The sequence below is a fragment of the Candidatus Magnetominusculus xianensis genome (assembly GCA_001541255.1).
Classification (GTDB): Bacteria; Nitrospirota; Thermodesulfovibrionia; order Thermodesulfovibrionales; family Magnetobacteriaceae; genus Magnetominusculus; species Magnetominusculus xianensis.
In genome coordinates this window covers 34,119-57,470 of sequence record LNQR01000117.1, presented here as the reverse complement: position 1 = coordinate 57,470, position 23,352 = coordinate 34,119, and the positions used below count along the sequence as shown (strand labels likewise).

16 protein-coding genes are annotated in these 23,352 nt (G+C 46.6%); 6 read left to right on the top strand and 10 right to left on the bottom strand.

Annotated elements, in window-relative coordinates; all coding sequences use genetic code 11:
* Window positions 1–217: 217 nt before the first annotated feature.
* The 8 genes from ASN18_RS14660 to ASN18_RS14625 form a co-directional block, all read right to left on the bottom strand.
* Window positions 218–2,329, bottom strand: a complete 2,112-nt coding sequence (locus ASN18_RS14660; protein ID WP_085053533.1) for a S8 family peptidase — start codon at window positions 2,327–2,329, stop codon at window positions 218–220.
* Between the two features lie 64 nt (window positions 2,330–2,393).
* A complete protein-coding gene (locus ASN18_RS14655; protein ID WP_085053532.1) occupies window positions 2,394–4,211 on the bottom strand; it encodes an RCC1 domain-containing protein in 1,818 nt (605 codons plus the stop codon).
* 53 nt (window positions 4,212–4,264) lie between these two features.
* Window positions 4,265–5,089 (bottom strand): RpnC/YadD family protein, encoded by an 825-nt coding sequence (locus ASN18_RS14650; RefSeq protein ID WP_085053531.1) that lies wholly within the window; start codon window positions 5,087–5,089, stop codon window positions 4,265–4,267.
* A gap of 149 nt (window positions 5,090–5,238) precedes the next feature.
* On the bottom strand, window positions 5,239–6,903 hold the full coding sequence (gene asnB, locus ASN18_RS14645) for an asparagine synthase (glutamine-hydrolyzing) (protein WP_085053530.1): 1,665 nt from the start codon (window positions 6,901–6,903) through the stop codon (window positions 5,239–5,241).
* Window position 6,904: 1 nt separating this feature from the next.
* Window positions 6,905–8,200 carry a UDP binding domain-containing protein gene (locus ASN18_RS14640; protein ID WP_085053529.1) on the bottom strand — a complete coding sequence of 432 codons (1,296 nt, stop codon included), beginning with the start codon at window positions 8,198–8,200 and terminating at the stop codon, window positions 6,905–6,907.
* 4 nt (window positions 8,201–8,204) lie between these two features.
* Entirely contained in the window at window positions 8,205–9,341 is a 1,137-nt protein-coding gene (locus tag ASN18_RS14635; RefSeq protein ID WP_085053528.1) for a DegT/DnrJ/EryC1/StrS family aminotransferase, read from the bottom strand.
* Window positions 9,338–10,189 carry a radical SAM/SPASM domain-containing protein gene (locus ASN18_RS14630; protein ID WP_085053527.1) on the bottom strand — a complete coding sequence of 284 codons (852 nt, stop codon included), beginning with the start codon at window positions 10,187–10,189 and terminating at the stop codon, window positions 9,338–9,340. Before ASN18_RS14630 ends, ASN18_RS14635 begins: the two co-directional genes overlap by 4 nt.
* A 1-nt stretch (window position 10,190) precedes the next feature.
* Window positions 10,191–10,904, bottom strand: coding sequence for a cytidylyltransferase domain-containing protein (locus ASN18_RS14625; RefSeq protein WP_085053526.1), 714 nt, complete (start codon window positions 10,902–10,904; stop codon window positions 10,191–10,193).
* Window positions 10,905–11,060: 156 nt separating this feature from the next.
* Here ASN18_RS14625 and ASN18_RS17295 point away from each other — a divergent pair, with 156 nt between their 5' ends.
* The gene (locus tag ASN18_RS17295) at window positions 11,061–11,213 is read left to right on the top strand and encodes a hypothetical protein (RefSeq protein ID WP_157073023.1); all 153 of its coding nucleotides are present in this window, start codon (window positions 11,061–11,063) and stop codon (window positions 11,211–11,213) included.
* A 24-nt stretch (window positions 11,214–11,237) separates the two neighbouring features.
* The gene (locus ASN18_RS14620) at window positions 11,238–12,167 is read left to right on the top strand and encodes a 1-phosphofructokinase family hexose kinase (RefSeq protein ID WP_085053525.1); all 930 of its coding nucleotides are present in this window, start codon (window positions 11,238–11,240) and stop codon (window positions 12,165–12,167) included.
* A gap of 53 nt (window positions 12,168–12,220) precedes the next feature.
* On the opposite strand, the gene ASN18_RS14615 is transcribed toward ASN18_RS14620, so the two are convergent.
* Window positions 12,221–14,725 (bottom strand): hypothetical protein, encoded by a 2,505-nt coding sequence (locus tag ASN18_RS14615; RefSeq protein WP_085053524.1) that lies wholly within the window; start codon window positions 14,723–14,725, stop codon window positions 12,221–12,223.
* Window positions 14,726–14,778: 53 nt separating this feature from the next.
* Window positions 14,779–16,023 (bottom strand): hypothetical protein, encoded by a 1,245-nt coding sequence (locus ASN18_RS14610; RefSeq protein ID WP_085053523.1) that lies wholly within the window; start codon window positions 16,021–16,023, stop codon window positions 14,779–14,781.
* 449 nt (window positions 16,024–16,472) lie between these two features.
* On the opposite strand from ASN18_RS14610, the gene ASN18_RS14605 reads away from it, so the two are divergent.
* From ASN18_RS14605 to ASN18_RS14590, 4 genes are read left to right on the top strand one after another with little or no spacing between them, the layout of a single operon-like run.
* Complete coding sequence (locus tag ASN18_RS14605) at window positions 16,473–16,976, top strand: NADH-quinone oxidoreductase subunit NuoE family protein (protein ID WP_085053522.1); 504 nt, start codon at window positions 16,473–16,475, stop codon at window positions 16,974–16,976.
* Window positions 16,963–18,771, top strand: a complete 1,809-nt coding sequence (gene nuoF / locus ASN18_RS14600; RefSeq protein WP_085053521.1) for an NADH-quinone oxidoreductase subunit NuoF — start codon at window positions 16,963–16,965, stop codon at window positions 18,769–18,771. The genes ASN18_RS14605 and nuoF overlap by 14 nt, the downstream gene beginning before the upstream one ends.
* Window positions 18,772–18,792: 21 nt before the next feature.
* Window positions 18,793–21,486, top strand: a complete 2,694-nt coding sequence (gene fdhF / locus ASN18_RS14595; protein WP_085053520.1) for a formate dehydrogenase subunit alpha — start codon at window positions 18,793–18,795, stop codon at window positions 21,484–21,486.
* Window positions 21,476–23,239 carry a formate--tetrahydrofolate ligase gene (locus ASN18_RS14590; protein WP_085053519.1) on the top strand — a complete coding sequence of 588 codons (1,764 nt, stop codon included), beginning with the start codon at window positions 21,476–21,478 and terminating at the stop codon, window positions 23,237–23,239. Before fdhF ends, ASN18_RS14590 begins: the two co-directional genes overlap by 11 nt.
* The last annotated feature ends 113 nt before the right edge of the window (window positions 23,240–23,352 follow it).

Below are 23,352 nucleotides of genomic sequence, written 5' to 3'. Positions count from 1 at the left end.
GTATGATGGAAGCAAGTATGCGCCTGTTCGCGAGGTTTAGAGTAAATGGAAATATTAATGAATTGTTATCTATCATAAGGTGATACTCTCAATAAAAATAATTTATAATCTTATTTAATCTTTATAAATTTTATAGAACATAAAACAAATGGCGGCATTTAAGCCGCCATTTATAAATAACTTAAACCAGCGCTTCAGTTGGTTTCACTGTGTTTGCTTATTTCCATTTTGTCCCAAAAGAGTTCCACCTGCCGTCTGAATAGAAATACACATACCCATCAGTCCATGCCATTAGACCAGTGCCGTTTGTGAAGAACTGGATATAGTATGTACCGCTTGTATCTGTTCCTGTTGTCACATCTCCTGATTTTGTCCCAAAAACTGAGGAATATTGGCTGTAAAATGCGTTTATCCATGCAGTTGCCCTGATGAGCTCGTTCCAAAGCAATCCAAGTGAAGTGTTCCAGCCGCTGCCGACTTTACCAGTATAGAAATATAGAATCCCGTCCGAGTACGCTAAAATTGCCGTACCATTGGTAAACCATTGGCAGTAGTATGTGCCGCCTGCATCAGTACCAGTTATAAGACCTCCGGACTTTGTCCCAAAGTATGCGGAATACTGTGATGCTACTGCATTAATCCAGGCACTTGCAGCGATGTAGTTCGTATCGCTTATTGATATTACTACCGATACAGACTTACTAGCCGACATTGTAACAGTACATTGAGAGCCGCTTGACGAATCACACCCGGACCAGCTTGTAACCGAAGAACCGGGATCTGCCGCTGCAGTTAGTATTACCGATGTGCCCAATGTGAATGTGGCTGAACAGGTTGAACCGCAGCTTATCCCCGCGGGGTTGCTCGTTATAGTGCCCGTGCCTGGGCCAGATTTTGTTACAGTCAGGGTAGTGCTGTTTAATAAATAGTTTAATGCCGTGTCTACTTGAATTCGTGGTTTTGTTATACTATTACGCGAATCCGTCACTGAAACGCCGGTGTTGGTCAGGACAGTTAGAATGTCCGAAACCGATGCCTTCGGCTTCGCCTGCTTCAGCACTGCCCAGGCACCGGCCACATGCGGTGCAGCCATTGAGGTACCATTCCATGATGCATATCCACCGTTAGGTAGGGATGATGTAACATCTGAACCAGGTGCAAGTAAATTTAACATACTCGCGCTGTTCGAATATGAGGCAACGGCGTCCGAGCTGTCCGTTGCACCAACACTGACAGCCGTAGAGATACATCCCGGGGCGCCTATCGCATTGGTATATCCGCTATTCCCTGAAGAAATAACTGTCGCAATACCGGCAGAACGGAGATTGTCTATCGCTGCCTTCCGACTGGCATTTGAACTATCACAATTGGCAGTATATTTTCCGCCGCCAAGACTCATATTTGTAGAAGCTATCGAATATGTGCCAATTAAGGCGTAGACCCTTTCCAAACCTTTGATTTGGTCGGAGCTGTAGGACAGCGTACAAGGACTTGCTCCATCACAGGTGCTGTTATCGTCAAACCGCGTAAATACCTGAATTGCTATAATATTTGCACCCTTTGCAACACCAGAGGACTGACCGGTGTTCTGTCCTGCCGCAGTCCCTGCCACATGTGTCCCATGGTCGCATCCACCGCTTGGACAATTCCCCCCGTACGGCATTGCCGAGTCGCTTGACATTGAGTCCGTCCCACCGCCTGGACAAACAGAAGAGGCAAAAGACGCTGAGTCGTTAGAAGAGTAGCAGGCTTCTGAGACTACCTTACCAGTAAGAATGGGATGTGTTTTGTCAACTCCGGTGTCAAGGATTGCCACCGCGTAACCCGTGCCGTCATACCCGCTTGACCATGCAGCAGGGGCGCCAACCTTGGTGATATCCCAGTTAACCTGTTTGTGGTTTGACAGTTCATCTTCCTCGACCGAGGTTACTTCAGCAATGGCAAGCACAGCATCAAGCGCATTTCTGTCAACAGTCATCGCAATGTAAGGGATAAACTGATACTTATAGTGAGAAATGACATTGACAGAGGCCAGCTGCCCCATTACCTTTTCCTGTGTCCGTGCAATCGCACTCAGTTGCACGGCAGCTTCCGTTTCGGTTAAACTTGACGTTGGACGGAATGCAGCGTCAACCTTTACGATAATCCTGACTGAACCGCGGCGCTCTGCCTGTGCAGCCACTTTTTCATATCCACCTGTGGCCGATACCTTGTTCTTGAGCGAGGTTGACAGTTCACCGGCAAATACGCTCAAAGGCACTAGCACACTAGCTGCAAACAACAAAGCTGCAAATGATACGGTTATCTTACTTAAATTCCAGATTCTCACAAGACCCCTCCTTTAAATTTGATGAGCCAAATAAATTGGCAAATATAGTCTGCACGGTGATTGTCTATTTCCATTTCTGCCCAAAGGAGTTCCATTTACTGCCTGACCAGAAATACATATAGCCGTCAGACCCAGCCATAAGGGCAGTGTTGTTCGTATAGAACTGGATATAGTATGTGCCGCCTGCATCAGTTCCCTTTTCCACATCTCCGGAGTCTGCTCCAAAGTAATCGGGATACTGAAGACGATACGCTTTTATCCAATCGGCTGCCCTTTTACTTTCGTTCCAAAGCAATCCCAGAGAAGAGTTCCAGCCGCTGCCGGTCACTCCGGTATAGAAATATACTATCCCATCTGAGTACGCTAATATCGCCGTGCCATTGTTAAACCACTGGATATAGTATGTGCCGCCTGAGTCAGTGCCGGTTGTCACACCTGTAGATGATGTTCCAAAGTATGTGGAATATTGAGTGGCTACCGCATTAATCCATGCGCTTGCGGTATCGTAGTCCGACGATGTACCCGATGTAAACGATGCAACTACCGTACAGTCAGATGTTATAGCGTTTGTTGTATATGTTGTACCTACTAATTTACCGCCGCAAGTACCGCTTACAGAGGCCGTGTACCCTGTGTTGGGTGTTACGGTAAAGCTCGTCGTGCTGCCAGCGCTTACAGACTGCGGTGTTGACGGGCTTATGGTTCCATAAGCGCCTGCAGACGGCGTTACCGTATATGTCGTTGTGCCTGTAGAAACCTGTACCGGAACATTACTGCTGTTAATTGTACCATTGCCTAACTGACCGTAACCGTTATACCCCCAAGTCCAGATAGTCCCGTCACCCTTTAACGCTATCGAGTGATTCCCACCTGCGGCGATGGCCTTAACATTGGACAAGCCGCTTACCTGTACCGGAATAGTGCTGTCAGTATTAGTACCGTTGCCTAACTGTCCATAAGCATTAAGTCCCCAAGCCAGGACAGTCCCATCGCTCCACAGCGCTATCGTATGATTTGTACCAGCGGCGATGGCTGTAACATTGGACAAGGTTACCTGTACCGCAGTATTAGTGTCCGTCTTAGTGCCATTGCCTAACTGTCCATAACCATTATGCCCCCAACACCAGACAGAACGATCGCTTTTTAAGGCTACCGAATGATACCCACCAGCGGAGATGGCTGTAACACCTGATAGCCATAGAACATTTACCGGGGTGTTATTGTCCGTGTTCATACCGTTGCCAAGTTGACCGAAATCATTCCATCCCATGGCCTTGACACTCCCGCCTTCAAGTAATGCTAACGTGTGGGCAGCACCGGCAGAGATGGCAGCAATACTGGTTAACCCGCCTGCCAGTACCGGAGTATTATGAGATATGCTCATATTATCGTTGGCTAACTGACCATGACCATTAGTCCCCCAGCCCCAGACAGTTCCATAGCTCCTCAGCGCAATAGTGTGAGCGCCGCCAGCGGCAATAGCCGTAATATCGGTTAACAAGCTTGTCTGTACCGGAACTTTGCTGTCCGTATTGCTGCCGTTGCCTAACTGACCTGAATAATTATACCCCCAACCCCAGACGGTTCCATCGCTCTTCACCGCTATCGTATGATAGCTACCGCCGGAGATGCCTGCAGCACTTGATAACCCGCTTACCTTTACCGGAACTTTGCTGTCCGTATTGGTAGCGTTTCCTAACTGACCATTGGTGTTACGCCCCCAGTCCCAGACAGTTCCATCACTTTTCAGCGCTATCGTGTGGTCCGCACCGGCGGCAATAGCAGTGTATGACTCTTGCGCAGCATGAACCGGCTGGTTTGTTACAAAGAGCATTGCAGCAAAGAAAAGCAGTGTTGTTAAAAACCTCACTGTCTTACCCATTTTACATCCTCCCTTTCATCTTATTATCCACTTCTGCCATAGCGTATCTTCAGCTATAAGATGTTCCCTAAAAAAACTTTCAACTCATCAACTGACCCAGCCTTCCTGATAAGATTTTTTATTTCCTCCAGCTTATCGACAGAATCAACAACTCTAACCGCAGGCATCAACTCAAGCCCGGCCTGACCATATTTGAGTTCAAGCCCTAACTCTATCCCTTCTATCAGGCCCTCGCCTTTTCCTTCCTCTTTACCCTCCTTAAAAATATCACTGTCTTTTACATCAATCGTTATAGGCATTTTACTTACCTCCAGTTTAACTTTAGGATATAATCTCCTCAAATCAGAAAGATATAGCAGCTTTCTGATATAACCTTCCCGCTTTTTTGGCGGCAGTACAGACAGTTTATCGAGTATTGTTCTTATCGTGGCATCGACATCATCAGTTTTACACAATATCGCCAACACTATATCTTCAGGGCAGTCACTCTCAAGAAGCCGACGGCAATCGATTTCCCTTATATCAATCAATTTATACGAATAATTGACCCCTTCTCCTTCGATATGATTTTTCATGTTCATCGGTTCACTACCGACATAAAGCACTATCTGTACCGGTAATTTTCTATGTTGATTAAAGATAAATCCAGAATACAGATACATCCGCTCCAGCATAGTATTGTCGTTTCGCGATTGAATCTCGAAATGGACTATCTTTCCATTCTCTACCTCAAACGCTAAGTCCGGCTCTCTTAACTGAATATCTGGAAACTGTACGTCGATAAACCTGCCGGTTTCATATCCGGTAATCAGTTTCAGGAATACCTTTGGAATGTCTTTCAATAAATCTTTTAGTGTAATATCATACTTTTGGCGCATAACCCCTCATTATTCCCAGTTGTCTGCAATATACAGCTCCCCACCTCCAAATGCAGTATGATTTATTTTACCACAATCAGATAGTTAATGCACCCGTAGATTGAAGTTCTGAGTCAGGAGGTTGGCGATGGTAGAGATAAAAATCTGTGTCAGGCATTTTTAACTTTGAATATTTTTTTCCAATCTCCGTAGACCATGTTTTTATATGCCGTTCTGTCATATTTGCCGGTCTTGTCCCACTCAAACCACTTATTGACCGGAGCAGAAAACCCACGCTTGTCAGTACGCAGGATTATCTCTTTTGGCACAATCTTTTTTGCTATCTCCTTGAGCGCCCACTTTGTTACCCCACCCTTAATTTTATACTTCGACGGCATGGAAAAGCCGTATTGTACCAGCCGATAATCCAGAAAAGGCGAACGATTCTCTATGCTCATGGCCATTGAAAGGCGGTCAGACATCTGCAGGAGTACCTGCATCGTAGAATAAAAATCATTCAGCCCCATCGCATGTACTATATCGCCGTTTACCTTGTCGAAATAATAGCCGATGCTTTCTCTAAGATAGGTGTTTACGGCCTTGTCGAACTGGTTTTCGCACCGGTTTACGAGTTTTGCATATCTCTCTGCCGCAGAGCCATAGTACTTGTTTATCAGGTATGAGTACATATTTAACGCCTCAACCTGCTTTATCTGCTCGTCGTGGTAGAGCAGCAGGTACCTGTAATAACCGGCAAATACCTCATCTGCCCCGTCACCGGTCATCACTACCTTTATGTCCTTACACGCACGCTCAAGCAGCATCCACAGTGAAAAACTAGTCCATGTGCATGGCGTATCCAGGTGAAATGCTATAGTCTCTTTCGTGCGGAGGAAATCTTCTTTAGAGGGCGTGATAACAACAAGCTCCTTTTTTAGTTTGGCGGCAACAAGCCGTGCATAGTCCAGCTCATCAAAGTCGTCATAGTCATAGTGGACAGTATAGAGATAGTCGGGCTTGGCAATACATGCAGCTATGGCGCTGTCCAGCCCCCCGCTTATGAAACAGCCAAACTGATGGACACAGTTCTTTGTCCTCAGATAAATCGCGTCCTCGACTAGTTCATGGAGATATTTGAGAATTTTCTTCTTATCGTCAGGGACCTCTATTATATTATTCCACAGCTTCCAGTACTCGTGTTTTGTAAAGCCCCGGGCGTCTGCCTTTATGTATTCCCCCGGCTCAAGACTCAGGATGTCCTTAAACAGCGTCTCACTGCCTACGGTAAACTCATAGGCATTATATGAAATCGCAGAGGAATTAAACCTGGCTGGCAGCACCTTAAGCAGAGATTTCATCTCGCTTGCAAAGGCAAAGAAGTCCTTCCCACAGGTGTAGTACATGGGCTTTTCACCTGTCTTGTCACGCACTATGCAAAAGGATTTTTCCTGTGAGTCGTAAATGACAAACGCATACATGCCGTTGTAGTCATCAAAAGACCTCACGCCCTTATCTATATAGTTATAGAGGGCGGTCTCGGCGTCCGAGTCTGTCTTAAATGCATACTTTGTGAGCAGTGCGCTCCTTATCGTGTCATGGTTATATATTTCGCCGTTATAAACGGCAGCGTATCTGCCCCCCTCGTCTTCGTAGGGGATTTCATGGTGTTGTCTCCCTATGATACTAAGGCGCACCATGCCAAGCGCCGCACTTCCCCATGACTTTACATCATATTGGTCAGGCCCCCTGTAGCTCATCACGCCAAGCATGGAGGCGACTATCTTCTCTGCGTCATAGTCTCTGTTTTCGGAGATGAAGCCAGCAATGCCGCACATTTTATATCAAACCCGGCCTGCCGTCTCCAACGGCATGATATATTGTGGAATGGGAAAACTCAAACTCCTTGAACAAGGGGACATTGTCAATTACCACTGAGGCATTAAATATACCGCAGCGCCGTATATCTGCCTGTGAGATGTACTTAAACTTATTATGGTCTGTCATAACAAAAAGAGCGTCGCTCTTCAGTCCATCCTTTAGTATATCAGTACTCCGGCAAAATGGAAACATGTTGAGCAGGGCTGTTTCATTATAAAATGGATCATCAACATAGACCTCAACGCCAAGTCTGTTCAGATATTCAGCAAGTATTACCGACGGTGAAAGCTCTATGTTCTTCTGATTGCCTCTGGTGGTCAGACCTAGTATAGTTGCAGACTTACAGCCCTTGTTGACTATCGACTCAGCAGCGTATAGTATCATGCTCAGATTGTTGTTATGCACTTCCTGTATCAGTGACAGCATGTGTGGATTAGGGCTGCCATCAAGGATATTTTTGACCGACGAAAACATCTTATATCCCCCTGCCCCTATGCCAAGATGTGCTTCATTGAGCTTCACGCCGTCCATGAGATATCCGGCCATTTCCCTTATGTTTACATCTGGGTAGGCAATGGCCAACTGGTTTGTAAATACGTCGGCGGCGTACTGAAGGGTGTTTTTGGCATTTTCATAGACCTCCGCCTCTTTGATTGTTGAAAGAGTCTTGTATTTAACCCCAAGTATATCGTAAATCAGCCTTGCCTTGTGCAGGGATTTCTCATTTTTTGCGGCTATTACCCGTGTCTTATCGTTTATAAAATATTCCTCGACCGTCCAATCATCCCGAAATGCCGCTGCGAAACTACAGTTGACCTTGTGCGTTGACAGCACATCGGTGAATTGCCTGTCTATCATGCCGGGCACTCCGGCAGACTGGAATATAATCAGCGCATTGTCCAGCCTTTCCTTATGTTCGCTAAAAATTGTTGAGAGCTCCTTTAGCGTACTCTTTCCATATCTGTCCACAGGCGGGAATGCAAGGAAATGCACGTTTGAGTCAAACATGGTGTCTATGGACACTATATGGGCCTTTGAACTGTCTATTGCTGGGACATGGGCGTTTAATGACCACGAGTAGATTTGTTCGCTGCTGGGAATAAATCCCCCCTCTAATCCCGATTGTGTAACATCGTAGACATTAACATTAAATCCCTTCGACTGCAACTTGACGGTCTTCGTATAGCCTAAGTAGCCTATGCCCCAGACCGATATTAGTTTAGTGTCAAGCAAAGACGCTTTAAACTTATCCATAGTATCAGCTCCCCACAAGTTCGTTTATATTTGTTATGACGTAGTCAATGTCTTCGTCTGTCATCGAGGAGAACATCGGGAGGGATAAAACCCTGGGGAACAGCCTCTCTGCCACAGGGAATTTCTCTGCTGCCAAGCGGTAGTGGCTGTGCAGGTGGAGTGGTCTGAAGTGTACGCTTGTGCCGATGTTTCTGTCCCTGAGTCCGGTTATCAGCGTGTCTCTGTCCATAGATGAGGGGATGAGTACGGGAAACAGGTGATATGTATGAAAGTGTTCGTCGGAGTCCTTTGTAAATGTCAGACGGCGGCTAAGGCCTTTTTTATAGGCAGCGGCAATTGCCCTTCTTCTTTCATTCATTGCGTCAAGTTTTCTCAGTTGAACGAGACCGACTGCGGCATGCATGGAGTCAAGGTTGCACTTATAGCCTAAAGCTTCAATATCATAAAACCATGTGCCGCGCTTTTCATACCGCTTAAAGGCCTCCTTGTTGATACCAAAGTAGCTGAGTTTTCTTATTTTCTCTATCAGCCGTTCGTCTTTAGAGGCTGCGAGGCCGCCCTCGCCCATAGCAAGGTTCTTTGTCGCGTAAAAACTAAATGTCGTAATATCTGATAAATTCCCAATTTTCTGTCCAAAATATTTTGTGCCGACGGCGTGGGCGGCGTCCTCGATGACGAATATGTCATATTGTTCGGCAAGGCTTGCCACAGCGTCCATGTCACATGGGTAACCGGCAATATGAACCGGAATGATGGCCTTTGTATTTTCTGTTATTAATCTTTCTGCCTTTTGCACATCTATATTTAGTGAGTCTTCCTCGATGTCACAGAGTACCGGCTTCGCCCCAGCCCACTCTACGACATGCGCTGTAGCGGCAAACGTCCATGTTGGGACAATAACCTCATCCCCAGCACCTATTCCCAGGGCAAGCAGCGACAGGTACAACCCGGAGGTGCATGAGTTAAGGGCAACCGTATGTACACCGCCCTCAGCGTTAAGATAGGCTGAGAACTCCCTCTCAAATTCCGCAACCTTCGGCCCCGTTGTCCACATCCCGGACTTCAGCACCTCTGTTACTGCCGCTATCTCATCAGGGCCAACAACTGGCCGCGCAAGCGGTAAAAAATCCTCCCTTATCACTTTTCGATGACCTCCCCTGTGCCCTGATTTCCCATCTCAGGATACCACGAGTCACAGTTTTTGCACACCGGGTCTGTCAGCTCAAGCCGCTCGTGCTGAGTTCTGAGGGCTTCATAGGCCGCATTTGTCCAAACTTCCTTAATCGAGTGTGTCTTAATATCACCAAGCGGGTTGCCGTTCCAGTCATGGTTACATCTGCCGACATTGCCGTCGTCATAGATAAGCATTTCATATGTGGGCATTACGCAGGGTTTGCGCTGCCCCCTGGGGTTTTGAATAGCCCCAAAGACGCCGTCCTTTGAGTGTTCCTCGTAGACCCGGACACGGTCAACCCTGTCCTTCCATATTTCCTTAAATACGACTACATTGTCCTCAGGGGTATGCTGGGTCCTGACCATTGATGCCTGTGTCTTTACCCTGCCCTTGTTGAAGTCAAGAAATTTTAAAATCTTCTGTTCCACGTCTTCGTACTTTGCCGGTACACGCGTGTTGTCATATGCAGCCGGGGCGTCAAGGCTGAATGAGATAAATGTGACGGCCCTGGTTATGGCCTCGAATTTCTCTTCAGTCAGGAGGGTTGAGTTGGTGGCAATCTGTACCTCTTTAAACTTACCGGCAATGATATTTAAAATCTCTGTAAAGTTGCGGTGAAGCAGACTCTCACCCCTTCTGTGCAGGACGATGATAGTATCGGGGTAGTGCCTTGCCTCTTCAATGATTTTTTTAAATAAATCAAGCGCCATAAAGCCGCTGAGGTCTGACAAATGACGGCGCGGGCAGTACACACAGCGCAGATTGCAACTGCTTACCAGCTCTATCTCAAGCCGCTTAGGAAAAATCAGGTTCATGTCATAGTCCGCGGTTCATTTTTAGAATTGCTTTATTATACAACAATGCGTCGAATATATCATGTGATGTAAAATTGTAACCCTGTCCTAAAAGGGCCGCAATCCTGCTGCAGATATCAAGGTCCCCTGGATAGTCCACAGTGAGGACAAGGCCGCTGAGTTCGTTTGGCCTCAGATTTACATCTATGAGTTTTATCTTGAAAATACCGGCGTTTTTTTTTATATACGGGGTAACGTGTTCAAGTTCATAGCTGTCTGCGGCGTGCCTTAGTGCCATATTAAGGGTGCTGACCCTGATTACCTCTGAATCCAGCCCTGCAATGTAGGTACCACTGACCGGGGCGGCATAATCAACACCCTCGGCATCAAGGATATTAAACATATTGTCTGACAGTGCGGGGTCAGCAAACGGGGAATCGCCACAGACACGACAGACGACATCAGCTCCATAGAACTCAGCAGCCCGGACATATCTCTCAAGCACATTATCAAGGCTGCCGCGAAACACGGGTATGCCCTCAGCACGGCAGTATTCATAGAGTTTGTCGTCAGACGGGTCATTTGATGTGGCAACGGCAACAATGTCGGCCTCTTTAGAGTTCAGACACCGCTCATATACAAACCGGACAAGCGGCACGCCTGCCAAAACGCTCATCATCTTTGCCGGAAACCTCGACGACGACATCCGTGCCTGAATTATAACGGCCTTTTTCATAAGCGACTATAACATTTTTCCTCTTTTGAGGACAAATAAACATTTTGAGGTAAACAGCCGATATATAGATGTGATGAGGAAGATTGTACGGCATGATTGTTGCAATACTAAATATATGAAGTATATGAATCAAATGCACCCGTGCAGGAGGCTGCTATGTTAAAGCAATTACACCAGAAGATTTTGAAAGAAGCAATGGTTGTATGCCTGGAAACAGAGGACCTCTATTTCTCACACCCACTCAACGAGAGGATAAAAGTTGTCTTGTATATCTATAACTTGTGTAAAAAATCAAAATGCCTGGTGTAAAATTGCCACAGGAGGCGGGGCAGAATGATTATCACTATAACGCTTAATCCCTCACAGGACAAGACACTGCAGGCAGACGGCCTGAAGCTGAACTCGGTCGTCAGGTCAGATATTTTAAAAATCACCGCCGGTGGCAAGGGAATAAACGTCTCAAGGGCGGTAAAAAGACTTGAGGGCGATTCGTTGGCACTGACTCTGCTTGGCGGGGCAACAGGTGTAGGGATTATCTCACTGCTCAAAAACGAAGGGATTGTATTTCACTATACGCCTATTGCCGGGGAGTCCAGAACCTGCCTGTCGCTGATAGATTCTGTGAAAAAAACGGAGACGGTAATCAATGAAAACGGCCCCTCAGTAACGCAGCAGGAGCAGCAGAGTTTCAAGTCAATGTACGGCCTTGCAATAGGAAAACAGGACATTGTAGTCATATCAGGAAGCGCCGCCCTGGGAATAGACAATGAGATATTTTTTGAGCTTATAGAATCTGCCCATGAAAAAGGCGCTGTGGCAATACTTGACGCAAGCGGTGACTTTTTGACTGCCGGGATTAAGGCCATCCCCGACGTGTTAAAAATAAACAAGCACGAACTGCAGCGCCTCGCCGGGAAACCGCTGAACAGCCGACCAAAGATAATAGAAGAGATGAAAACACTGTCGGGATTGGGCATTGACCGCGTGATAATAACTGATGGAGGGCATCAGGCGCTGGCGCTGCGCGGCAGTGAGATATGGAGCGTGCAGCCACCGCGAGTTGAGGCAGTCAGTACACTTGGCTCTGGGGACTGCGTAAGCGCTGCCCTTGCCCGTGGGATTGAACGCGATATGCCGTTTGAAGAGACACTGGTTGAGGCAATAGCTGCTGGGACACAAAATGCGCTGTCCTATGGGGCAGGTTTTATTGACAAAGACGGCGTCAAAAAGTTGTCGTCATTGACCACAATAAAGAAACTCTGATAATTCTGCCAACTCTCGCCCCGCTTACTGCATTAAATGTAAATGTGTCTATGTTACTTTTGATTAGTTTTCGGCTTCAATGCAAGTACACTATCGCGAAGTCCTGCGAATTCAGAGTACTCTGAGGAGGTTACTTCTTTTGGCCGCTCCAGAAGTTTAATGCACAGGTACTCTAATTTATCTAAATCACATCTATCACAGGCCGCATATCTGACGTTTTTTCTCATAGAAGATATTAATGTCAATAGCTTTCGGTTACTTTCACGTTCCCTGTTTATCTCTATCGGGGACGTGATGGCGCGGTACTCTATGTATAATCTATACAGCCTTCGGTTTTCTCTGAGGGTTAATCGTTTGCCCTTCAGGTATTTGGTCATTAACGATACCAGCGGTTTATTGTCTCTTAGAGTGAATATAAGATCACTGAGGCTGTATTCAGGATTTTGTTTGTCAGGATTTTCTTTATAATAAGCTTGTAATGCCTCATCCTTTTTTAAAAGGTATGTAAAATATTTCAGTGCGTCTTCCTGTTTGTCAAATCCATAGAAATATTCTGCAAGCTCGGTAAATCTATCAGTCTTTACGTCATGCTCTGGGCTCATAGTGATTACGTTATCTTTGCTTCTGTGATGTCTGTCATGAATTTCGTCTAATGATAATCTATATTTTATCCAATGCTTATCTAACGGCTGTCTCGTTTGGGCAAACTTTGTGATAACTATGACAAGGTATTTGTATAGAAAGGATAGATGATGAGTATGCTTGCTTGGCTGTTCTAAGTAAGAGGTACATAGTACCTTAAAAATATCAAGGAAATGGCTTACACTTTCTTTTTCGCGTCTTGATCTCCATGTCAGTTTATCACTGCTATCCCTGATATCCGACAATAACGTCAACCATGCGCGAAATCTGTCACGATTTTCATTTATTGTCAATTTCGTTGTGCTTGACTGTCCCTTATATGCAATGAACAGCCGGAATAGTTCCTTGTCGTGCAGTTTGCTTAAGGGTATCCCTTTTTCTTTACTCTTTATGTATGTCTTCAGTAAAAACCGAAACCTCCTCTTTTCTGTGATCGCAGAGTTAAGCTTATTTAAATAATCGTCGTTATATGGCTGCACCTGGTGCTGTTCTTTATAGAATTTTATAAATTCCATGTCTGCACTTATCTTGTATTTCATATAACCTATGTATTCATTTAAATCCTCATATGGGTCCAGATAATCTTCGATAAGCACAGCAGCACTCTCTATATTTAAATCGTTCTCACGGCTTCTCGAGATGATATTATCTATACTGTCAAGATGTACGATAAATCTTTTGTGTACGCCCTCTGTTTTTATATATTCTTTCCAACATTTTCTATATTGAGGGATTGTACGCACCACGTATGCGATAAGGTTGAAATAGACTTTAAATGCTATATAGCCATAGTAAGTCACTTTTTTGGGGTTATTCAACAAGTTTTCACACAAATGCATTAAATCATTTTTACAATTATTGACAACTCTTTTTTCTCCAGGCATTGCCCATTTTATCTTATATTCATCGCAATCATCCATTCTGTGTGTTAATATAAGTATTGCCCGTATTCTATCGCGTTCCTCGTTTATAGACTTGGGAGAGCGATGACTAAAATACATTGTATATAAGTTAAACAACTCTCTGTCTTCATCATCGTCTAATTGGATGCCTTTTTTATATTCGTTTAATAAGTAAATAAATCTTGCTTTTTCCTGTTTGTTGATAACTGAGGCGCTGGGTTTTATTTTTTGCTTCTTAAGATAGTCAATATCGTCATCTATGTCTGTGAAGCCATAAAAAACGCCAGCAAGTTCGGTGAACTTATCAGTATTCACATCGAGTTTATGGGTTTCTTCAAGATCACTTTTTAACTGGTCTTCTTTCCATGTGCTTTGTTCGTAAGGTGTATTTGACTCGGACGTTGGACTTGATGCATTCATGAATTCCCAATATTTTTCATAAAACATGCGTGTTTCAGGTTTTAAGGCTAATACTACTAACTGTATGAGACGACCAAGATGTGGAACGTTATTCAAATCTTCTTTAGACAATTCATTTGGACGTTCTAAATACTTAATGCATAATCGCTCACAATATTCCAGAAAATCATTTGTTTTGCACTTACTAAAGTATTTTTCCTTCTTAATTTGCTCATGTATATATTTATGGTTATCCTGAACATAGCTCTTTATACCCAATATGTACGTCAACATTGCACGCACTTCATTACGCCCTGCGTTAATTGACTCCTGTGAGCTATAACTATGTTTAGTAAAATAGCGGTTAAACAACTCTTTATCCTCTTTTAAAGTTAAATGTCTTCCTCCTTTTAGACTGTCTTTATATTTTGTATATAAAAAAGCAAGTCTTTTATTTGTTTTGAGTTTACATTTATACTCTTTGATAAATTCATCACTATTAGGCAATGGATACTTTTTCAAATTTCTTATTGATCGTCTATTGTAATAGACATCTTCTTTCGCAGAAAAGATGTCTTTATCAAGTTCATAACCTGAAAGATAAGCCGCAAGCACAGTAAATCTATCAGTATTTACATTGTGCTCACGGCTTATTGTAAGATTTTGTCTTATATCCTTATACCCTGTTCTCTCAACATACCTTTTACTGCATTTAACTGATTATCCAATTTGTCAAATGCATCTTTCGCTATGTTAAGCTCCTTATTATTCCCAGTCATACTTATAAGGTTATCTAGCTTCTCCCTTAGTATAACATAACTGTTCCTTAGCTTGTCGACAGTCTCTGCTTTGTTGCCTCGTATCCCTTCCTCAACTTGAGTTTTCAGATAAGAAATAGAACTATCAAGATCGTTGACAACTCCTTTAACCTCACGTTCAGCATTGGTAAGGAGAGTTTGCTTAACAGTGTTTGTACCTCGAGTACCTGGAAGAGACTTAGCTTTCTCTAAAGTTTTCTCGAGACCTTTAAGGCTTTCAGTTGCCATTTTAGTCCTTAAAGTAAGTTCTGTAGCTCTTATCGAGTTTGAGTCATTTCTCAGTTGCGCCAAAATCGCAACCTTCCCCAGAAGTTTAATTTTGGCAAGCGCCTTACCAACAACTGGTAATAATCCTACGACCCGCTCCCACCACTCCATTGGGGTGCCTGCTATCAGCGAGCTTCCTATAATGCCCTCAATGACCCCCTTAGGGATTCCCGTGTGTGGTTCTAAATCGAGAATAGCATCGACAATGGCTTTCCTAACCTCTGGATTCTTAAGTGCCTCTCTTAAGTCCGCCATGCTGATTTGTGAGATCGCCTTCATTACGCTGTCAACATAGCCCGGGTCATCTTTTCTGGCCTCTTCGATTATCGCTTTCTGCCTCTCAGCCTCAGCGTCTTTCTGACCGGCGTCTGGAACACTGTTCAGCTTCATCACAAAGTCTGTAGCGCCGGGGGCTACTCCGTGGGCAAACCGTACCAGCATATCGTCAGTCAACCTCGACCCACCTACTGTGCGGTAATAGTTCCAAAACATCATGTCGCCTTCAATCAGTTTCCTGGCGTTTCTGTAGGCAGATATCTGACCGCGTCCTTTTGCAAGTGTTTCATATGCCTGCTCTAAGTCCTTGCGGCCCATTCTTACGTCCATCGCGACTGCCTCGGCCTTATCCTTTAAAGGGCTGTCTCCCTGGATATTTATGCCGCTTTGTCTTGACGCCCAGTCCCAGAACTCCTCCTTCGCCTGTTCTAATTGGCTCGGGTTTTTAGATTCGCCGCTTGCCGTAGAGTGACCGCCACCCCGCTTTGGTACTCCGGGTTTGCTACCCGCGAATTTTCCATCCTCTGCCTGAATCCAAAATTCACTGTCCATTTACTCGTCCTCCTAAAATAGTAAAAATGAGATAGCAGGCACTAAGTGCTTCACGCATCCCTATATATAGCTGAAATTCGCATGAATGTGTGTTTTACCCAGTGTTTATGCCGATCTCCTATTCGCATGAGATGTGAAAATGAGGGGTTTAGACAGAAATACTACAATTTTGTAGGATGTGCCAGAGAGCTTGAGTTGCGCTTAAACTACAGCAGGGGATTTTGAAGGCGATACGGTCGATTATGCACTTTTGTCATTACTCTTCATTTTTCGTTCCCATTTTATTTCGTGCATACGATTATCTACTAATATTTTAGGCAGTAGGATAAAATTTTAGGGAATCTATTGACCATTTAAACAAATTCATGCTACTCTTATCTCCTTAAGAGAGCAGGTGCCAAACATGCTTACTCAACAGTTAAACACATGGCAGGAGGAGGGTATCCCCTATGTTGCAAGACGGTGTTAAGATGGAAGGCCCGATGGAGGGTTTAGACGACATACTCGCTAAGTATTACCAGAGCGAGGGCAGTATAGTCTCAATATTGCAGGACATGGAGGTCAGGTATGGTTACATCCCAGAGGAGGCCGTAATGTGGGTCTCTGAGCGGACGGGATTGTCTGCCTCGCGGTTTTACGGAGTGGCCACGTTCTACGGTCAGTTTCATCTTGTAAAGCCTGGGAAAAACGTAGTGAAGATATGCCGCGGCACGGCCTGCCACGTCAAGGGTTCAGAAAAGATTAGCGATGACATTCAAACCATGCTTCACATAGGCGTTGGTGAGACTACCCCTGACGGGAATTTTACAGTAGAGCATGTAGCGTGTGTCGGGGCCTGTGCAAGGGCGCCAATATTCATAGTAGGAAAAGATGTGTACGGGAAGATAACGCCGCAGAAGGCGAAAAAGACATTGGAAAAATATATGGGTGGTGAGGGAAATGGAAAAGGCTAAGACAGAGATAATCGTAGGAATGGGGACATGCGGGATAACGGCAGGCGCCTCAGATATCTATGCCCTTGCCGCTGACCAAGCAAAGGCAAAAGGGCTTGACGTAAAGCTGTCCTCGACCTCGTGCATTGGGATGTGCCACAGCGAGGTGCTTGTGGATGTGGTGGTTGACGGGTTTGCCCGCGTGACGTATGGCAATGTGACAGCAGCGGCAATAGAGGAAATAATCGACTCACATGCGGCTGGAAATGTGCCCGTAATGAAATATACCATCGCGCAGATGCCGTCATACGGGAAAGTATACGACGATATACCGGTGTTTGAGCGGCTTCCATACATGGACAAGCAGGAGCGTGTGGTGCTGTCAAACTGTGGATTCATAGACCCTCTGTCCATTGAGGATTACATAAAACACGGCGGGTATGAGGCCGTCAAAAAAGTGATTGGCGCGGGTGACCCAAATACAGCGATTGAAATCATAAAGGCATCCGGTCTGAGAGGGAGAGGCGGGGCAGGGTTCCCAACAGGACTAAAGTGGGAGTTTTGCAGCAAGGCCGTCTCTGATGTTAAATATATTATCTGCAACGCCGACGAGGGTGACCCCGGGGCATTCATGGACAGAAGCGTCCTTGAAGGCGACCCCCATGCAATAATCGAAGGTATGCTCATTGCCGGTTACAGCATTGGGGCAAGCTATGGCTATGTGTACTGCCGTGCAGAGTACCCGCTGGCGATAAGTAATCTGAAGGTTGCCATTAAAGAAGCGCATGAGAGAAACTTCCTTGGTGACAGCGTGTTAAACTCTGGATTCAAGTTCAATATTAAGATAAAAGAAGGCGCAGGTGCGTTTGTCTGCGGAGAGGAAACCGCCCTTATCGCCTCAATTGAGGGGCTGCGGGGAATGCCGCGTGCTAAACCACCGTTTCCAGCCCAAAAAGGTCTATGGGGCAAGCCCACTGTAATTAATAACGTAGAGACGCTTGCCAACATACCGCGAATAATCTTAAAGGGTGCCCAATGGTTTTCATCCTTCGGGACAGAAAAAAGCAAGGGCACGAAGGTCTTCGCACTTGCCGGTAAGATTAACCGCGGCGGATTGATAGAGATTCCTATGGGGATAACCCTGCGGGAGATAATCTACGACATAGGCGGCGGGATACCCAATGACAGGGCATTTAAGGCGGTTCAGACGGGCGGGCCATCAGGTGGCTGCCTGACCTCTGCGATGCTTGATACACCCGTAGACTATGAGAGCATTGCAAAGGCCGGCTCTATTGTAGGCTCCGGTGGTATGATTGTCATGGACGAGGATGACTGCATGGTAAATATTGCAAAATATTTCCTTGAGTTTACCCAGTCCGAGTCATGCGGCAAGTGTACGCCGTGCAGGATAGGGACGAAGCGGCTGTATGAGATACTTGAGAGAATTACCAATGGCAAGGGCAGAAAGGGCGACTTAGATTTACTTGATGCGCTCTCAGAGGACATTCGCGCTGCAAGCCTCTGTGGTCTCGGGCAGACCGCCCCAAACCCAATACTCAGCACACTCAGGAATTTCAGAGAGGAGTACGAGGCACATATTAACGAAAAGCGCTGTCCGGCGGCTGTCTGTAAGCCCCTGATAACGTTTACTATAGTGGAGAAGTCATGCACAGGGTGTATGGCATGTGGCAGGGCATGTCCTGTGAACGCCATAACGGGCGAGAAGAAGAAACCGCATTTCATTACGCAGGAGCTCTGCATTAAGTGTGGTTCGTGCTTTGACGTGTGTAAGTTTAAGTCGGTTCTAAAGATATGATAAGAATTAGGAGGATTGACGATGAGTATTAAATTAACAATAGACGGCAAAGAGCTTGAGGCACGTCCCGGCGCTACAATCCTTCAGACGGCCAGAGACTATGGGATATACATCCCCACGCTTTGCGACAATCCAGCCCTTGAGCCATATGGCGGGTGTCGGCTTTGTCTTGTCGAAGTAGAGGGAATGCCCAAGCCCACAACCTCTTGTACAACGCCGGTCACTGAGGGAATGAAGGTAAAGACCGTCACCCCGACAGTGGAGAGGCTGAGAAAAACGGTGATAGAACTCCTGCTTTCAGACCATCCCAATGACTGCATGATATGCGAACGGGCGGGGGATTGCAAACTTCAGGAGTTTGCCTATTTCTACGGGCTGAGAGAGAACAGGTTCTACGGCAAGAGAAGGCAGTACACGAAGCAGGACGAAAATCCATTTCTTGAGCGAAACATGGACAAGTGTATCCTGTGCGGCCTGTGCGTGCGTGTGTGTAACGAGGTGCAGGGTGTTGGGGCGATAGATATAGCCTACAGGGGATTTGATGCGAAGGTATGCCCGTCGTTTGAGAAGGACTTAGATTGTGAATTTTGCGGGCAGTGCGTGAGCGTATGCCCGACAGGGGCGCTTTCCGGGCGTATTTGGGCAAAGAAAGGACGGACGATTAACGTAAAGGAAGTCGAGACTACATGTTCATACTGCGGCTGCGGCTGTCAGTTGAATCTCCATGTCAGGGGCAACGAGATAGCCCGTGTCTCATCCAAACCGGACAATCATAACGAGGGATGGCTGTGTGTGAAGGGCAGATTTGGTTACGAATTCATAAACAGCCCTGACAGGCTTAAGACCCCATTGATAAAGAAAGACGGGAAATTCACAGAGGCAACATGGGATGAGGCTATATCATATATAGCGGCAAGGTTCAAAAAAATAGTCGAAGACCACAGCACGGACGCCCTTGCAGGGCTTTCTTCGGCCAGGTGTACGAACGAGGAGAACTTTCTATTTCAAAAATTTATGCGCGCAGTGATAGGGACGAACAACGTTGACCACTGCGCCCGTCTCTGACACAGCCCCACGGTGGCCGGTCTGGTCACAGTATTTGGCTCTGGCGTAATGACAAACTCAGTCCCTGAGACGGAGAATAACGATGTACTATTTATAATTGGCTCGAATACGAAGGAGAATCACCCGATTGTGGCGTTGAGAATGCTAAAAGCGGTGAAAAAGGGGGCAAAGTTGATAGTTGCCGACCCGCGGCGCGTACCCCTTGTCAAACATGCCCATCTGTGGCTCAAGCAGAGACACGGCACGGACGTAGCGCTGCTTAACAGCATGATGCACGTTATGATAAAAGAAGGTCTGGTAAACAAGAACTTCATAGAGGAGCGCACAGAGGGCTTTGAAAAGGCCGCCGCTGCCGTAGAGGAATATACCCCTGAAGTTGGTGAGAAAATAACCGGCGTTCCAAAAGAGAAGATAATCGAGGCGGCAAGGATTTATGCAGCAGGGAAAAATGCCGCTATATACTACACAATGGGTATAACGCAGCACAGCCACGGCACGGACAATGTCTACAGCCTTGCCAATCTTGTGCTGATGGCCGGTAATCTTGGGCGCGAGAGCGTAGGGCTTAATCCCCTGAGAGGACAGAACAACGTACAGGGGGCAAGCGATATGGCCTGTGCCCCAAACGTATTTCCCGGGTATCAAAAGGTAATTGACAAAGAGGTACGCGCTAAGTTTGAGACCGAGTGGAAGGTAAACCTCTCAGACAAGATAGGCATGACGGCAATCGACATGATGTACGCCGCCGATGCCGGTAAACTAAAGGCACTGTATATCATGGGAGAAAACCCTGTGATGTCAGACGCAGACCAGAAACACACCATTCATGCCCTGAAGAGCCTGGAGTTTCTGGTAGTGCAGGATATATTTATGACAAAGACAGCGGAACTGGCCGACGTAGTGCTGCCTGCTGCGTGCTTTGCCGAAAAAGACGGCACGTTTACCAACACAGACCGCCGTGTGCAGAGGGTAAGAAAGGCAGTAAACCCGCCTGGTGACGCACGCGATGACTCATGGATAATCATGGAACTGTCCCGCGCGATGGGATATGAGATGAACTATGGCAGTATGTCCGAGGTGTTTGATGAGGTCGGGCGTCTGTGGAAAAACGTAGCCGGCATAAACTACCGCCGCATCGAAGAGCGCGGTATTCAGTGGCCGTGTCCAACGACTGACCATCCGGGCACACCATATATGTTTAAGGGCACATTTCCAATAGGTAAAGCTAAATTCTCGGCTATAAAGTTTAACCCCTCGCTGGAGCTGCCAGACGAGGAGTACCCATTTACGCTATCAACGGGCAGGCAACTGCTTCAGTACCACACAGGCACGATGACGCGCCGCGTGAAGGCAATAGATAAGGCAGCACCCGAGGCATATGTAGAAATAAACCCTGCAGATGCAGGTCGAATGAGCATAGACAATGGCGCCATGGTGCGGGTTACGTCACGCAGAGGCTCAATAATGCTGAAGGCAAAGGTTACCAACGTGCCGGACATTGGGGTGGTGTTTATCCCCTTCCACTACAGCGAGGCCGCTGCCAACGTGCTGACAAACCCCGTATATGACCCAATCTGTAAGATACCTGAGCTGAAAGTCTGTGCCGTAAAATTAGAAAAAATACAGGAGGACCAAAATCATGCCGCTTGATCCAACAAAACACGCTGACTGGGAAATAGCCGAGGCAGCGGAGAAGAACATGAAGACAGTGTACCAACTGGCCGAGGAGTTAGGCCTGCCCAAGGATGAACTCCTTCCTCACGGGCACTATGTAGCAAAAATCGACTTTAAGCGCCTGCTAAGCCGTCTGTCCAGCAGGCCCGACGGCAAATACGTCGATGTCACCGCAATAACCCCAACACCGCTTGGCGAAGGGAAATCGACATCGACTATCGGTCTCGTACAAGGGCTTGGCAAGAGGAAAAAGAACGTCATAGCGGCAATAAGGCAGCCTTCCGGCGGCCCTACGATGAACATCAAAGGCTCGGCAGCAGGTGGTGGGCTCTCGCAGTGCGTCCCCCTGACCCCGTTTTCACTTGGTCTTACGGGCGACATTAACGCCATAATAAACTCCCACAACCTGTCAATGGTAGCGCTGACTTCCAGAATGCAGCACGAGCTGAACTACACGGATGACCAGCTTGCCAAGAGAAAACTCAGGAGGTTGGACGTAGACCCGCGCCGTGTGCAGCAGGGCTGGATAATGGACTTTTGCGCCCAGTCACTGAGAAAGATGATAATTGGAATAGGCGGCAAGATGGACGGCTTTATGATGGAGTCCCGTTTTGACATAGCCGTCTCGTCAGAGATAATGGCAATACTTTCAGTTGCTACAGACCTGAAAGACTTCAGAGAGAGAATGGGCAGGATAGTCCTTGCCTATGACAGGGCAGGAAACCCTGTTACCACTAAGGACCTCGAAGTTGACGGCGCTATGACTGCATGGATGGTAGAAGCGCTGAACCCGAATCTGCTTCAGACAATAGAGGGGCAGCCGGTGCTGGTTCATGCCGGGCCGTTTGCAAATATAGCAATAGGGCAGTCCTCAGTAATAGCTGACAGAGTTGGCCTAAAACTTGCTGACTATAACGTCACTGAGTCCGGTTTTGGTGCTGACATAGGGTTTGAAAAATTCTGGAATTTAAAGTGCCGCTACTCCGGCCTCAAGCCCAATGCCGCAGTCATCGTAGCAACCATCAGGGCGCTGAAGTGTCACGGTGGAGCGCCGATTCCCGTACCCGGCAAGCCAATCCCAGAGGAGTACAAGTCAGAGAACGTCGGCTGGGTTGACAAGGGCTGCGTAAATCTTATCCATCACCTTAAGAACGTTAAATCAGCAGGTATCAATCCTGTCGTATGTATCAACGCCTTCTACACAGATACAGATGCAGAGATCAACGCAGTAAGAAAGAACGCAGAAGCGGCAGGCGCAAGGGTGGCGCTGTCCAGGCATTGGGAAAAGGGCGGTGAAGGCGCCCTTGAGCTGGCCGATGCAGTAATTGACGCCTGTAACGAGACCAATAACTTCCAGTTCCTCTATCCGCTTGAGATGCCTCTGACTCAGAGAATCGAAAAGATAGCGACACAGATATACGCAGCAGACGGCGTGGACTACTCCCCTGATGCACTGAAAAAGGCGAAGGCCATTGAGACTGACCCTGAACTCAGCAAGCTTGGTACCTGCATGGTTAAGACACACCTGAGTGTCTCTGACAATCCAAACAAGAAGGGAGTGCCCAAGGACTGGAGACTCTTCGTAAGAGATATACTGCTCTTTAAGGGCGCGGGATTTGTCGTCCCCGTAGCCGGAGATATAAAGCTAATGCCCGGCACATCGAGTGACCCAGCCTACAGAAGGGTAGATGTTGACGTAGAGACCGGTAAAGTGAAGGGTTTGTTCTAAAGAAGACGATAAGGGAAGGATTTAAATCCTTCCCTTATAAAATCCCCATCTTCCTATATTTTTTGATATTGGTTGTGCAACAATTCAAATGAGCATGATAAAACAGTCGCTGA